Raw genomic sequence first — 14,617 nt, forward strand, 5'->3', positions numbered from 1 at the left:
ACAGCACGAGGGACAAGGGAATGTTCTCACCGGCCAACCAGCCCCATTTCAATCTGACCATCGATGGCGCGGACAGCGATTTCCAGGTGCTGTCGTTCACCGGTCGGGAAGCCCTCAACACGCCCTTCGAATTCGAGCTGGAACTGGTCAGCGAAAAGGCTTCGATCAACCTCGAAAGCCTGCTGCACAAACTGGCGTTTCTTCAACTGTCGCCGAGCGGTACCGGGATTCACGGGCTGATTTACAGCATTGCCCAAGGCGAGGCGGGCAAGCGCCTGACCCGCTACAAGATCTCCCTGCGACCGCAGCTTTCGTACCTGGCGCACCGCTTCAACCAGCGCATCTTTCAGCAGATGACGGTGCAGCAGATCATCAGCCAGGTGCTGGAAGAACACGGCATTCTGGCCAGCGATTACCACTTCCAGTTGAGTGCGGTGTATCCCGAGCGGATCTACTGCACGCAGTACGACGAATCGGACCTGCATTTCGTCCAGCGCCTGTGCGAAGAAGAGGGTATTCACTACCACTTCCAGCACACGTCCAGCGGCCACAAACTGACCTTCGGCGATGACCAGACGGTGTTCCCGAAACTGGCGCCGGTGGCCTATCAGCAGGACTCCGGGCTGGTGGCGGACCAGCCGGTGGTCAAGCGTTTCGGCCTGCGCCTGGCCACCCGCACCAGCCGCACCACGCGACGCGATTACGACTTCGTCAAACCGAAGATCGAGCTGGAAAGCGACGCCAAGAGCAGCGCCCAGCCGGACCTGGAAGACTACGATTACCCGGGCCGTTTCGTGGATCGCGAGCGTGGCAAGCACCTGGCCAACCGCAACCTCGAACGCCATCGCAGCGACTATCGCCTGGCCGAGGGCAACAGCGACCAGCCGATCCTGGTCACCGGGCATTTTCTGGCCCTGACCGACCACGCCAACCCGACGTGGAACGACCTGTGGCTGCTCACCGAAATCTTCCACGAAGGCAAGCAGCCGCAAGTGCTGGAAGAGTCGGTGACCAGCGACACCACCGACAACAAAGACGATTTCCATCAGGGTTATCGCAACCGCTTCAACGCGATTCCCTGGGACGTGCCGTACCGTCCGCCGCTGGACCACCCAAAACCCAAGGTCCTCGGTTCGCAAAGCGCCGTGGTCACCGGTCCCGAAGGCGAAGAAATCTTCTGCGACCAATACGGCCGGGTGAAGGTGCAGTTCTTCTGGGACCGCGAAGGCCAGCGCGACGACAAGACCTCCTGCTGGATGCGCGTGGCCTCCAGCTGGGCCGCCGAGACCTTTGGCTCGATCAACATTCCGCGGGTCGGCATGGAAGTGCTGATCACCTTCCTCGAAGGCGATCCCGACCAGCCCTTGATCACCGGTTGCCTGTACCACGGCGCCAACCTGCCGCCGTACAAGTTGCCGGACTTCAAGACCCTGGCCACGGTCAAGAGCAAGGAATACAAGGGCAGCCGCGCCAACGAACTGCGCATCGACGACACCACCAGCGAGATCAGCATCGCGCTGCGCAGCGATCACGGCGCGAGCGCGATCAACCTTGGTTACCTGACCCACCCGCGCCCAAGCGGCGGTCAGCCTCGGGGTGAAGGTTTTGAGTTAAGAACCGACCGCCACGGCGCCGTGCGTGCCGGCGCCGGTCTGCTGATTACCACCGAACCGCGCCCGAATGAATCCAAGCACCACAAGGACTTGCCGGAGACCGCCGAGCGCCTGGCCACCGCCAGCGATCAACAGGACGGTTTCGCCACGCAGGCCAAAGAGCTGCAAGCCCAGGAAGCGGGCGACCAGGATGACGTGGCCAAGGCCTTGCACGCGCAGCATCAAGGCGTACTCGGCAGTGGCCCGGCGAACCTCACCGCCAACGAATTTCCCGAGTTCACCGAGCCGCATCTGGTACTCGCCAGCCCCGCCGGCATCGCCCTGACCACACCGCGCTCCAGCCACATCGCCACCGGCGAACACCTGGCGCTGAGCAGCACCGGGCACACCAGTTTTTCCATCGGCAAACGCCTGCTGGCCAGTGCCAGCCGTGGCATGCGCCTGTTCGTGCAGAGCATGGGCTGGCGGCTGGTGGCGGCGTCCGGCGACATCGACGTCAAGGCACTCAAGGACAGCATCAACCTGCTGGCCAAACTCAACATCACCGCCAACGCCGACCGCATCACCATCACCGCCAAGACCGAACTGGTGATCCAGGGCGGCGGCAGCGCCACGACCTACAACGCCGGCGGCATCACCCACGCCACCAGCGGCCCGTACACCGCCCACGCAGCGAACTTCGCCTACACCGGGGCGAAATCCCTGGCGGGCGTGTTCCCGGAACCGCCGAAACCGGGCAAGGGCAACCTTGAATTGTTCAACCAGTACGCCGGGCGTCAGGGCATCAAGGACGGCGACTACGAAGTCATCGATGCGCTGGGCAAAAGCATCAAGGGCAAACTCGACGCCAAGGGTTTTGCCAGCGTCGCCGGCGCCGCACCGGGGCCAGCGCGGGTGCTGTTCGGCAAGGATCCTGCGGACACCTGGAGTGAAGGCAGTTACATCGGCAAGCCGGAATGGCCGTTGAATCCGCCGGGTGCTGATGAGGTGCCAAGTCAGGTGCAGGCGATGGTCGCCAAAGTGTTGCCGAGCAAGAACTGGGACATGTTGGAGAAGGGCAAGGACATGGCGAAAACAGGGATGGGCGCCGTGCAGACCGCGCAAGGTGCGATGCAAACGGCGCAGCAGGTGAAGGGCGTGGTGCAGGGCGGGGTAGCCGGGCTGCCGAAACTGGCGAGTGCGGCGATGCCGAGTGCGTCGGGGATTCTCGGGGCGGCGAGCAAGGCGGGCAAGTTGCCGAGTCTGCCGGCGCCGACGCTTCCAAAACCTTCTTTGAAAACTCCGGAATTGCTGGCGGGTGAGGTGCTGTCATGACAACTGGGGGCGGTGGTGCGAAACAGCGTGAGCCGCAAGTCGCGGTGGTACCCCTCAACACGATCGATATTCAGGATGTCGGACGCGGCGCTGCCAAATTCGATGCCTGGTTGCAGTCCATCAGCGGCGGTGTCGTCACACTTGATCGGGTCAAGAACGTCGCGGGTGCTCTTCCTGTCGTGGGCAACATCATGGCGTTGGTTGATGCCCTCGGAGACATCGTCACCCTGGCCAAAAGCAAACAGCGTCAGGTGCTGGATTGGGTCAGCCTGGGTATCAACCTGATTGGTGTATTGCCTGCGCCGCCGACCATGGCTTCTGCGCGCATGACACTACGCCCGACCCTGGGGCTGGTGCGTCAGGAACTGCGTAACAGCGCCAAGATGCTGCTGGGGGACTCGCTGATTGAAGTGTTGATCGGGCATCTGAACGCGACCATCGTCGGCACCATCGATGACTTCGTCAAACAGGCACAACCCAAACTGGCGGGCATTCTCGACGACGCTGGAAAGCTGGGTCAAAGCGCGGTGAACGAGATTGCCAAGGGCCTGGAAACGGTGGTCAACGGCAAGCTTGACGCCAAAGGCGACCTTAACGCGGCAGGTTCAAAGCTCACCGCGGCACGGGGCCAGTTACTGCATGATCCCAAGGCGGCCATCAGCAATATCTTTGGCGCTGCATTTGGCGCCTACAAGGCTGCAGGAAAAGGGGTGGCCAATAGTGCAGCGAAAAATCTGCTGCCGGAAAAAGCCAAGGCCTTGGTACTGGGTAATACATCCATGCTGCGTAATCTGGGTGTAGAACTGCGAACCCAGCTGAAAAAACTTGCCGATCCAGGTGTGCAGCACTCTATCGGCTGGTTGTTGCAGATGCTGGCGGGGGCGGTAGTGACCTGGCGCAAACGCAGGTCTCATGGCCAGAGCGCAACGGTCAAACCCGGCGGAACGAGTAAAGCCCAACGCAGGGCCGGGGACGGGCAACTGGAGATGCAGTCAAAGCAGGCAGGCGCGAAAGCCGACGCCAACTGCCGCAAGAACGGTGTGTGTCCCATCACCGCCCATAGCATCAGCTTTGCCATGGGATCGGAGACTTTCAATCACACGGACTTCAGCCTGCCCGGCCCGTTTCCGGTCACCTGGACTCGCACCTATTACTCACGTCTGGATGCCTACGACAAGGGCGTCTGCGGTGCTCGCTGGATTACCGAGTTCACCACCCGATTTGATCGCGTCGATGACGGGGTGGTGTACCACGCAGCTGATGGTCGCAGCCACAACTACCCTCTGCCCAAAGTGGGTGAAGCTCACTACGACCCGATCGAGAGCCTCACGCTGGTACGCGTCGACGAGAACCAATTGGTGCTGTGCAGCGGTGTCGAGCGCAAGGAAACCTATGTTCGTCGAGGTCAGCGCTATCTGCTGAGTGGAATCGTACTGCGCAGCGGTGCGGGAATCATGCTGCACTACGAACATCGCCATAACGATGAAGTCGTGTTGTCGGATCTGATCACCTACCAAGGGGACGTTTCCAGGGTTCATTTGCAACTCGGTACATTGATCGACGATCAGGGGCGTTTGATCGGCCTCTGGGAAATTCGCGACGGTGCGCCCTGGCGTCAGCTGTGCGCCTATGTTTATGACGACGCCGGGGACTTGATACAGGCTCAGGACGAAAATGCGGCGGTCTGGAGTTACCAGTACCAGCATCACCTCATCACCCGATACACCGATCGCACCGGACGCGGTATGAATCTGCAATGGCAGGGACAGGGCGCCGATGCGCGGGCGATACGCGAATGGGCCGATGACGGCAGCTACGATACCCGGCTGGAGTGGGATGAAAATATTCGCCTGACTTACGTCACCGATGCCCATGGCAATGAGACTTGGCACTACTACGACATCCTTGGCTACACCTATCGTATCCGTCATCCCGACGAACGCTCGGAATGGCTGTTTCGCGATGACGCAAAAAACATCGTGCGCCATGTTCATACCGACGGCAGCATCGATCGATTCAGCTATGACGATCGCGGGAACGTACTCGAACATATCCGGGCCGACGATACGGTCCTGCACTTTGCCTACGACGACCAGGATCAACTGATCAAGATCAGCGACGCGGAGGGTGGCCTGTGGCTTCGCGATTACGATCCACAGGGCAATCTGGTAGAAGCCGTCGACCCATTGGGTAACAAGACCGAATACACCTACACCCCGGCCGGTCTGCTCACGGCCATCAAGGATGCCAACGGCGCCGAGAAGAAACTTGAGTACAACGACGCTGGCCAGTTGACCAAGTACACCGATTGCTCCGGAAAAAGCAGCACCTGGGAATATGACAGTCGAGGGCAGACGATCTGTTTCACCGATGCAGCCGGGCAAAGTACCGAGTACGAATATCAGGCGGGTCAACTGGTACTGATCAAACATCCGGACAAATCCGAAGAGCGATTCACGCGCGATGCCGAAGGTCGATTACTGATCCACATCGATGGCCTTGGTCGCTGCACCTCCTGGAGTTACACCGCTGCCGGTCTGGTGGCGGAGCGGGTGGACGCTGCCGAGCAGACATTGCGCTATCGCTGGGATCGGCTCGGGCGCTTGTCGGCCCTGGAAAACGAAAATGAACAGCGAGCGCAGTTCGAGTACGACCCGGTAGGGCGGCTGCTCCACGAAACCGGCTTCGACGGTCGGAGCAAGCACTACCAATACGATCCTGATACCGGGCGTCTAGCCTCGACGAGGGATGGGGAGCGCGTTACTGAATTGCGCTTCGATCCGATGAACCGCCTGATCTCTCGTCTTGCAAGACTTGGCGGTGAGTCGCAGGAAGAAACCTTTGCCTACGATGGAAACGGCAACCTGGTGCTCGCCAGCAATGATAAGAGTCGCTTGCAGTGGTTTCATGACCCGGCAGGTAACCTGTTGCGCGAGCATCAGCATTATTCGGTACTGGAAAAACCGACGGTTGCGGTCTGGCAGCACGAATATGATGCGCTGAATCAGCGAGTGGCCACTGTGCGTCCGGATGGACACCGGATCAGTTGGCTGACCTACGGCAGTGGCCACTTGTTGGGAATGCGGCTGGATGAGCACGACCTGATCGGTTACGAGCGTGATGATCTGCATCGTGAAGTCGCCCGACATCAGGGCAATCGCCTTTTCCAGACTCAAAAATGGGACCCTGCCGGTCGCTTGCAACAACAATTGCTGGGACACAGTGATGACAAGCGCATCCTGCTCAAGCGCGAGTATCAATATGACGCGGCGGGCCAATTGAATGGTATCCATGACACTCGCCGTGGGCCGATCGGCTATCAATACGACCCGGTAGGTCGTCTGCTCAACGCCACCAGTCGTCTGGGTGTGGAAACCTTCGCGTTCGATCCCGCCGGCAATTTGATGGATGCCAAGGCTGAACAGGTTCGGCGACCGTTGGACCAGTATCCGACCCGGAGCAAGCTTCTCGACAATTTGTTGCGTGAGTACGCTGGCAGTCATTACGACTATGACGACCGTGGCAACCTGATTCAGCGCTGGCACAACGCGAGTATCAGCCGGATGCGCTGGGACCTGTTCGATCGCCTGGTGCATTTCGATGATGCCCGTCTGGAAATCGACTTCGCCTACGATGCGCTGGGTCGGCGGCTGTACAAGCATTCACGTGCGCACTTCAAGCAACACCCCGAAGCCGGGTCGCAGTGGAACCAGAACGAACTGTCACGTCGGCAAAGAGAACTGGGTTGTAGTTTCACGCTGTACGGCTGGGACGGCGACAACCTGGCCTGGGAAAGCAGCCTTTCACAGACCGACGGCGATCCGGGGCGGACGGTGCACTACATCTATGAGCCCGGCACGTTTGTTCCCGTGGCCCAGGCTTTACGGCACCAATCGATCAACTTGTTTGCCGAGCCTCATTACAGCGATGACTATCGTCTGGCCGATGATCCGTTATGGAGCATTGTGCCCAAAGCACCACCGATCGATGTCTTGAGCTGGTATCAGTGTGACCACTTGGGCACACCACAGGAGCTGACCAACCAGAACGGGGAGATCGTCTGGAGTGCACAGTACAAGGCATGGGGTACTGCCATTGAAAAACGTTCGGAGTGGGCACTGCAGCAAGGGCTGGCAAACCCGATTCGTTTTCAGGGGCAATACCACGATCATGAGACAGGGCTGCATTACAACCGGTACCGATATTACGATCCTGACGTTGGCCGTTTCATCAGCAAGGATCCGATCAGTTATGCAGGCGGCCTGAATCTATATGCCTATGCGCCTAACCCGACAGGCTGGGTTGACCCACTGGGTCTTGAGGGCTGTGATCCAAGGCAACAACTGGCCGACCGAAGAAAGGCATTGGGCCTTCCGGTTGCAGGTTCTGCCGAAGACACATCGACACTGGCGATTTTGAAGTTCAACGACCAGAGTTTCGAGGGTATAAACTCAAGCGCTCAAAATCCCAAAACGCCTATTACACTTGAGCGGGTAAATGCGCAGACCAAAACCCACGCAGAAGCCGAAGCGGTGCAGCATGCGGTCAATGCGGGTATGGCAGGCAAGGCCGAAAGTGCGGAAATGTGGGTGGATCGAGACCCTTGCAAGGCTTGCGGACTTCCGGGAGCCGGGGGGATTCGATCACTGGCTCGAAACCTGGGATGCAATATCACCGTACACTCGCCAAGTGGCAGTCGAACTTACACACCAACGAAGTAGTGATTATGAAGCTGGATAAAATCCTGGAAGATGAAACCCAAGGCAATCGTTCGGTCACTCATGAAGTGCACCAACCCGATGAAAAAGCGTTGCTCTCTGCGCTGAATCGTCTCGATGGAAAAACATTCAGTTCAACGATGTTCTTTCTCGATGATGAAAACTTCATGAGCATTGGCGGCGGTGCGCAAAATCGTTATGTGGTGTTTATCGCGCTGGATGTGGATCAAAAGCTTTTCACACTGATTGCCCCCGACGCATCCGGCGATGAAAGTCTTGATGTCGTTGTGGGAGGGCAGTCCGGCAGCTATCCACAGAATCAGTGCGTCGATAAAGAAATCGCACAACAGGCGCTGATGTATTTTTCTGCGCACGGGACAGCCGATCCAGGTTTGACGTGGGATGTCGAAGGTTAATGAGACTGCATTCGGACCGGCGGGCAGGGTCTCTGTCTGCCCACCGGGTGAAGTTCATCATCGATCCTCAAGGGGACGAAGATGTCTGGATGGATGAGTAAGCCGGTCAATGGAGTGACAACATGAAAGACGCAATCCGCCTCGGCGACTCCACCACCCACGGTGGCAAAGTCCTTGAAGCCTTCTCCCGAACCGACCTTAATGGCAAGCCGATTGCCGGGCTCGGTCACAAGGTCAGTTGCCCGTTGTGCAAAGGGATTTTTCCGATTGCCGAGGGCAGCAGCACCTACACCGTCGATGGCGTGCCGATCGCGCTGGACGGCATGAAAACTGCGTGTGGGGCGGCGCTTATTGCCAGCGGCCCGAAGGGCGCGGTGGTCAGCTGAGTCATGTAGTCAGACAGACCTAAGCTAATGCAAAAAAGATATTTGTTCGGTGTTTTTAATATCGTTTAGTTTTGTTTCATAGACGAATCAAAAGCATCAAACCGATAGACCTCCCGATTGCCATGACGGCACGCGCTGAATCGATCACGGACTCTTCAGGTTTGATTCACACGGGAGTGAATCATGCCGCACACCTCAAAGATCACCGCATTACCCATCCTCGACCTGTCCCTGCTCGACGGCACGCCGTCGCAACGCCAGGCCTTTCTTGATGACCTGCGCCATGCTGCCCGCGATGTGGGTTTTTTCTACCTGACCGGCCATGGCATCGACGCCGGCCTGCTCGAGCAAGTGCAGGACTACGCACGCCAGTTCTTCGCCTTGCCCGACAGCGAGAAAAACGCCGTCGGCATGATCAATTCGCCGCACTTTCGCGGCTACAACCGCGCCGCTTCCGAGATCACCCGTGGCCAGCCCGATCAGCGTGAGCAATTCGATCTGGGCGCCGAGCGCGAGGTCTTGCCATTGAACGCCGACAGTCCGCTATGGGCGCGGCTGCAAGGGCCGAATCAATGGCCCGAGGCGTTGCCGCAACTCAAGCCGCTGCTGCTCGACTGGCAGCAGGCGATGACCCAAATGTCGCTGCGCCTGCTGCGCGCATTCGCTCAGGCGCTGTCCTTGCCGGAAGACGCTTTCGACCGGTTGTACGGCGACAAACCCAACGAACACATCAAGCTGATGCGCTATCCGGGGCAAGCCTCGACCGCGAGCAATCAGGGCGTCGGCGCGCACAAGGATTCGGGTTTTCTCAGCTTCCTGCTGCAAGACCAGCAGGCCGGCCTGCAAGTGGAAATCGAAGAGGGGCGCTGGATCGATGCGCTGCCTCGGGACAACACCTTGGTGGTGAACATCGGCGAGTTGCTGGAGCTGGCCACCAACGGTTATCTGCGCGCCACGGTGCATCGGGTGGTGTCGCCACCGGTGGGCAGCGAGCGCTTGTCCATCGCGTTTTTCCTCGGCGCGCAACTGGATGCAGTGGTGCCGCTTTATCCCTTGCCGGCGGCGTTGCTGCGTGAGGCGCGCGGCCCGGCCAGTGATCCGCTCAATCCGTTGTTTCGCGATGTCGGCTGGAATTACCTCAAGGGCCGACTGCGCTCCCATCCCGACGTCGCGCAGCGCTTCTACGCCGATGCGTCGAATACCCAGACACCGCTTCGCAAGACCGCCAACGCCTGATCCATCACTCGCAAAAGGTCGCTTTCCCATGTTGAAAAAAGCAGTGTTGAAAAAAACAGTGTTGAAAAAAGCAGGCCTGACCCTGGCCGTCCTCGGCGCGCTGGTGACTTCGTTCAGTGCCCAGGCGCTCGAACCATTGCGGGTTGCAGCGGACCCGGTGCCACACGCGCAGATTCTGGCGTACATCCAGAAACTCGATCCGCAGCTCAATCTCAAGGTGATCGAAATCCCGCAGGGCGTGAACTCCAACGAACTTTTGGTGCACGGCGATGTGGACGCCAACTACTTCCAGCATCTGCCGTACCTGCAATCCCAGGAAAAGGCCCTCGGCGAAAAACTCGCGGTGGCCGCCACGGTGCACATCGAACCGCTGGGGATTTACTCCCATCGCCACAAAACCTTCGCCCAGATGCCAGACAAAGGTACGGTCGCCGTGCCGAACAACGTCACCAACCTGAGCCGTGCGCTGTACCTGTTGCAGGACAACGGCCTGATCAAACTCAAGCCTGGCTTCAATGACCCGGCGGCCGATCAGGCGACGCCCAAGGACATCGCCGAAAATCCGAAACAGCTGAAGATCCTCGAAATCGAATCGCCGCAACTGCCCCGCGCACTGGACGACGTCGACCTGGCGGTGATCAACGGCAACTACGCGCTGGAAGCCGGGCTGGTGCCGGCCAGGGATGCGCTGGGGCTGGAGAAGGCCGAGCACAACCCGTACGCCAACATTCTGGTGACCACGCCGAAACTGGAAAACGATCCGCGCATTCAGCAACTGGCCAAGGACCTGACCTCGCCGCAAGTCGCCAAGTACATCGCCGAGAACTTCAAGGGTTCGGTGATCCCGGTGGCGGATGCCAAGCCATGATCGTCGTCGAGCAGTTGAGCAAAACCTATCCGTCAGCGTCGACCCCGGCGCTGGATCAGGTGTCGCTGAGCATTCCCGATGGCGCGATCTACGGGATTCTCGGGCGCAGCGGCGCGGGTAAATCAACGTTGCTGCGTTGCCTCAATCTGCTCGAACGCCCGGATGCCGGGCGGATTCTGCTGGACGGCGAAGACCTCACCGCGCTGTCCGATAGCGAACTGCGCCGCCAGCGTCAGCGCATCGGCATGATCTTCCAGGGCTTCAATCTGCTGCATTCGCGCAACGTGTTCGACAACGTCGCGGTGCCGCTGGAAATCGCCAAGGTTGCCAAGCCACAGCGTTATGAACGGGTTCGGGAACTGCTGGATCTGGTGGGGCTGGGCGACAAGGCCGAAGCCTTTCCATCGCAACTGTCCGGTGGGCAGAAGCAGCGAGTGGGCATCGCTCGGGCCCTGGCGGCGCGGCCGGCGTATCTGCTGTCGGACGAAGCCACCAGCGCCCTCGACCCGGAAACCACCGCATCGATTCTGGAGCTGTTGCGCGATATCAATCGGCAACTCGGTTTGACCATCGTGCTGATCACCCACGAACTGGACGTGGTCAAGTCGATCTGCGATCACGCCGCGTCCATGGCCAACGGGAAACTGGTGGAGGCGGGGCCGGTGGCTCGATTGCTGGCCGATCCGCAGTCCGCCCTCGGCGCCTCACTGCGCCCCAGTTGCGGCTTGCCGCTGGGGCATGACGCGCCCGGTCTGAGTTTTCTGCGGCAATACGGCGTACGGGCGGCCCACTCATGAACCGTGTGATCGACTGGAATGAAATCCTGCAACTGGTGCTCAACGCTACCGGCGAAACCCTGTACATGGTGCTGCTCGCCGGGCTGTTCACCTTGCTGATCGGCCTGCCGCTGGGGGTGTTGCTGTTCATCAGTCGGCGTCAGGGCCTGTACCCGTTGCCGAGGCTCAATCAAGCCTTGGGCGCAATCATCAATCTGGGGCGTTCGCTGCCGTTCGTGGTGATGCTGATTGCCCTGATCCCGCTGACCCGGCTGGTGGTCGGCACCACCCTGGGCAGCACCGCCGCCGTGGTGCCGATCACCATCGGCGCCTTTCCGTTTTTTGCGCGGATCGTCGAGAACGCCCTCGACGAAGTCGAAAAAGGCCGGATCGAAGCGATCCTGGCCATGGGCGGTGACATCCGCCACGTGATTTTCAAAGTGCTGTTGCCCGAAGCGCTGCCGGCCTTGCTGGCGGGCGTCACCCTGACGCTGGTGATGCTGATCGGTTTTTCCTCCATGGCCGGAGTGATCGGTGGCGGTGGACTGGGCGATCTGGCGATCCGCTACGGCTATCAACGGTTCAACAATGAAGTGATGGTCGCCACCGTCGTGGTGTTGGTCATCCTCGTCCAGGGTGTGCAAAGCCTGGGCGATCGACTGGTGCGTTCGCTGGCTCATCGACGTTAAGGAATTTTATGGGTGCGCCTGTCGCCGTGGTCTCCGAGCCACTGATTCGTGTACGTGAACTGAGCAAGACCTTTGGCTCGAACCGGGCGCTGGACCGGGTCAGCCTGGATATTTTTCCCGCCGAAGTGGTGGCGCTGCTCGGCGCCAACGGTGCGGGCAAATCGACGCTGGTGAAGATCCTCGCCGGCAGCCAGACCCCCGATGGCGGCGAGATCCGGATCGATGGCCAACCCCGGCATTTCAGTTCGCCGCTGTCGGCGCGCCGCTTCGGCATCGTCGCGGTTCATCAGCAGATCAACGAGGGCATCGCGCCCGGATTGAGCGTGGCGGAAAACCTGCTGCTCGATGAACTGTGCCGTCCCGACGCCGACTTCTGGCTCAATCGCAGACGCCTGCTGGAGCGCGCTGCGAGCATCGCCGCCGGCCTCGGTCTGGTGCTGCCGCTGGAGCAACCGATCGAACACCTCGGCCAGGCCGAGCGGCAACTGGTGGTGTTGGCTCGCGCCTTCGCCCTGCAACCGCGCCTGCTGATTCTCGACGAGCCCACGGCAGCGCTGTCGGATGCGGAAGCGCAGCGCCTGTTCGGGCTGATCGACACCTTGCGCAGCCGTGGTGTGGCGATTCTGTACATCTCCCATCGCCTGTCCGATCTGCAACGAGTGGCCGACCGCGCCGTGGTGTTGCGTGACGGGCAACTGGCCGGTGAGTTCAGTGCCCGGCAATTGCCCGAGGCACTGGAAGCGATGCTTGGTCAGGCGCTGGAAGCCCACGTCTACACACCGCGAGCGGCGGGGCGCGAAGTACTGAAACTGCGCGACGTGAAAATCCTGCCGCGCACTCAGGCTTTTGATCTGTCCCTGCACGAAAACGAAGTGGTGGTGCTGACCGGGTTGCTCGGCGCCGGCAAAAGCGAGATCGCCGAAGTGCTGTTCGGGCTGCGCAAAACGTTGTCCGGCTCTCTGCAACTGGACGGCATCGAGTGGCAACCGGGCTCGCCCCGCCAGGCGATCCAGAGCGGCTTGTTCTTCGCCGCCGAAGATCGCGCGAGCCAATCGCTGGTGGCGGACTTTTCATTGCGCCGAACTCTGACCTTACCGTTCCTCGAACGCTTTACCCGTGGCGGTTTCATCCGCAACCGTGCCGAAGCAGCAGCGGTGGAGGCGCAAGTCGCCGCGCTGGGAATCAAGACCACCGGCATCGATGTGCCGATGAGTGCGTTGTCCGGCGGCAATCAGCAGAAAGTCGTGCTCGGTCGCTGGCTGCTTGGCGAGGGCCGGGTGCTGATCCTCGACGAGCCGTTTCAGGGCGTCGATGTGCGTGCCCGGCGCGAGATCGGCCAACTGCTGCGCGACAGCGCCGCTGGCCGCGCCACGTTGGTGATCTGCTCGGACGTCGATGAAGCGCTGGAGATCGCCGACCGGATCCTGCTGGTGCGCGATCACGCGGTGGTGGCCGAGTACCCGCGTGCCGGGCTGGATCGCGCCACCCTGGTCGCCGCGCTGGCCGGCAGCGACCCGCAAAATTCTATTGTTCACGCCGCGCCAAGGAGTAGAGCGAGTGCCTGATTCGAGTTCCCTGTTGTCATCCGCCCCGGCGCCGTCCGAGCGCTTCGTGCAAGCGCTGATCCGCTACGGCCTGCTGTGGGTGTTGGCGTTGATCGTGGTGTTTTTCAGTGTGGCGGAGCCGGCGTTCCTGCGGGTCGGCAACCTGTTCAGCATTCTGCAGTCGGTGTCGATTGTTGCACTGCTGGCGTTGGGCGTGACGCTGACCATGGCTGTCGGCGGACTGGATTTGTCGATCGGCGCGGTGGCGGCGATGAGCCTGATGATTGCCAGTTACGTGATGGTGGTGCTCGGCTGGGGCGCGGTGCCGGCGGTGCTGATCAGCCTGGCCGGTGGCGCGCTGGTGGGGCTGCTCAACGGCTGGCTGATCGTGAAGATGCGCGTGCCGGACATTCTCGCCACGCTTGGCAGCATGTTCCTGGTGATCGGCGTGCAACTGATTCCCACGGGCGGCCGCTCGATTGCGGTGGGCATGACCTTGCCCAACGGCGATGAAGCCGAGGGTTCGTTCAGTGCAGTGTTTCTGGCGCTGGGCCGCGGACGGTTGTGGGACATCGTGCCGGTTCCGGTGTTGATCACGGCGGTGGTCGCGGTGGCGGTGTGGCTGTTTCTCGAACGCACGCGCATCGGCCGGTTGTTCTATGCGATTGGCGGCAACGAGCAGGCGGCGCGTCTGGCCGGTGCGCCGGTGCAGCGCTTCAAGTTGCTGGCTTATGTGCTGTCGGCGCTGCTGGCCTCGCTGGGCGGTTTGTTGCTGGCGGCGCGATTGGGGCGCGGGGATGTCAGCTCCGGCAATGGCCTGGTGCTCGATGCGCTGGGCGCTGCGCTGATCGGTTTTGCCGTGCTCGGGGCGAAGAAGCCCAATGCGTTCGGCACGCTGGTCGGCGCGTTGCTGGTGGCTTCGTTGCTCAACGGCCTGACCATGCTCAACGCGCCTTACTACGCGCAGGATTTCGTCAAGGGACTGGTGCTGGTGCTGGCCCTGATGTTCACCTTCGGCCTCGCGCATCGGGCGCGCTGAGCCGGTTCATTGATGCTT

Annotated in this window: 10 protein-coding genes; all 10 read left to right on the forward strand. The window is 60.7% G+C overall.

The annotated features are described in order from the left end of the window. Positions 1-20 precede the first annotated feature (20 nt). The 10 genes from CAF77_RS23255 (at position 21) to CAF77_RS23300 (ending at position 14,599) form a co-directional block, all read left to right on the forward strand. Positions 21-2,927 (forward strand): type VI secretion system tip protein VgrG, encoded by a 2,907-nt coding sequence (locus CAF77_RS23255; protein WP_064381960.1) that lies wholly within the window; start codon positions 21-23, stop codon positions 2,925-2,927. After that, positions 2,924-7,648: an RHS repeat-associated core domain-containing protein gene (locus tag CAF77_RS23260; protein ID WP_084776991.1), complete on the forward strand. Its 4,725-nt coding sequence runs from the start codon at positions 2,924-2,926 to the stop codon at positions 7,646-7,648. Before CAF77_RS23255 ends, CAF77_RS23260 begins: the two co-directional genes overlap by 4 nt. 5 nt (positions 7,649-7,653) lie before the next feature. After that, complete coding sequence (locus CAF77_RS23265) at positions 7,654-8,061, forward strand: Imm1 family immunity protein (RefSeq protein WP_064381959.1); 408 nt, start codon at positions 7,654-7,656, stop codon at positions 8,059-8,061. 122 nt (positions 8,062-8,183) lie between these two features. Continuing rightward, positions 8,184-8,447 carry a PAAR domain-containing protein gene (locus CAF77_RS23270; RefSeq protein WP_039771176.1) on the forward strand — a complete coding sequence of 88 codons (264 nt, stop codon included), beginning with the start codon at positions 8,184-8,186 and terminating at the stop codon, positions 8,445-8,447. Between the two features lie 183 nt (positions 8,448-8,630). Continuing rightward, the gene (locus CAF77_RS23275) at positions 8,631-9,683 is read left to right on the forward strand and encodes an isopenicillin N synthase family oxygenase (RefSeq protein ID WP_064381958.1); all 1,053 of its coding nucleotides are present in this window, start codon (positions 8,631-8,633) and stop codon (positions 9,681-9,683) included. 58 nt (positions 9,684-9,741) lie between these two features. Next, positions 9,742-10,551 (forward strand): MetQ/NlpA family ABC transporter substrate-binding protein, encoded by an 810-nt coding sequence (locus tag CAF77_RS23280; RefSeq protein ID WP_064384109.1) that lies wholly within the window; start codon positions 9,742-9,744, stop codon positions 10,549-10,551. Beyond that, positions 10,548-11,348, forward strand: a complete 801-nt coding sequence (locus tag CAF77_RS23285; RefSeq protein WP_084776990.1) for a methionine ABC transporter ATP-binding protein — start codon at positions 10,548-10,550, stop codon at positions 11,346-11,348. Before CAF77_RS23280 ends, CAF77_RS23285 begins: the two co-directional genes overlap by 4 nt. After that, entirely contained in the window at positions 11,345-12,016 is a 672-nt protein-coding gene (locus CAF77_RS23290; protein WP_011333762.1) for a methionine ABC transporter permease, read from the forward strand. Before CAF77_RS23285 ends, CAF77_RS23290 begins: the two co-directional genes overlap by 4 nt. A gap of 8 nt (positions 12,017-12,024) precedes the next feature. Next, complete coding sequence (locus tag CAF77_RS23295; RefSeq protein ID WP_085655383.1) at positions 12,025-13,581, forward strand: sugar ABC transporter ATP-binding protein; 1,557 nt, start codon at positions 12,025-12,027, stop codon at positions 13,579-13,581. Further along, positions 13,574-14,599, forward strand: coding sequence for an ABC transporter permease (locus CAF77_RS23300; protein ID WP_064381956.1), 1,026 nt, complete (start codon positions 13,574-13,576; stop codon positions 14,597-14,599). The genes CAF77_RS23295 and CAF77_RS23300 overlap by 8 nt, the downstream gene beginning before the upstream one ends. The last annotated feature ends 18 nt before the right edge of the window (positions 14,600-14,617 follow it).

This window comes from Pseudomonas sp. R15(2017), assembly GCF_002112685.1.
GTDB classification, from domain to species: Bacteria; Pseudomonadota; Gammaproteobacteria; order Pseudomonadales; family Pseudomonadaceae; genus Aquipseudomonas; species Aquipseudomonas glycinae.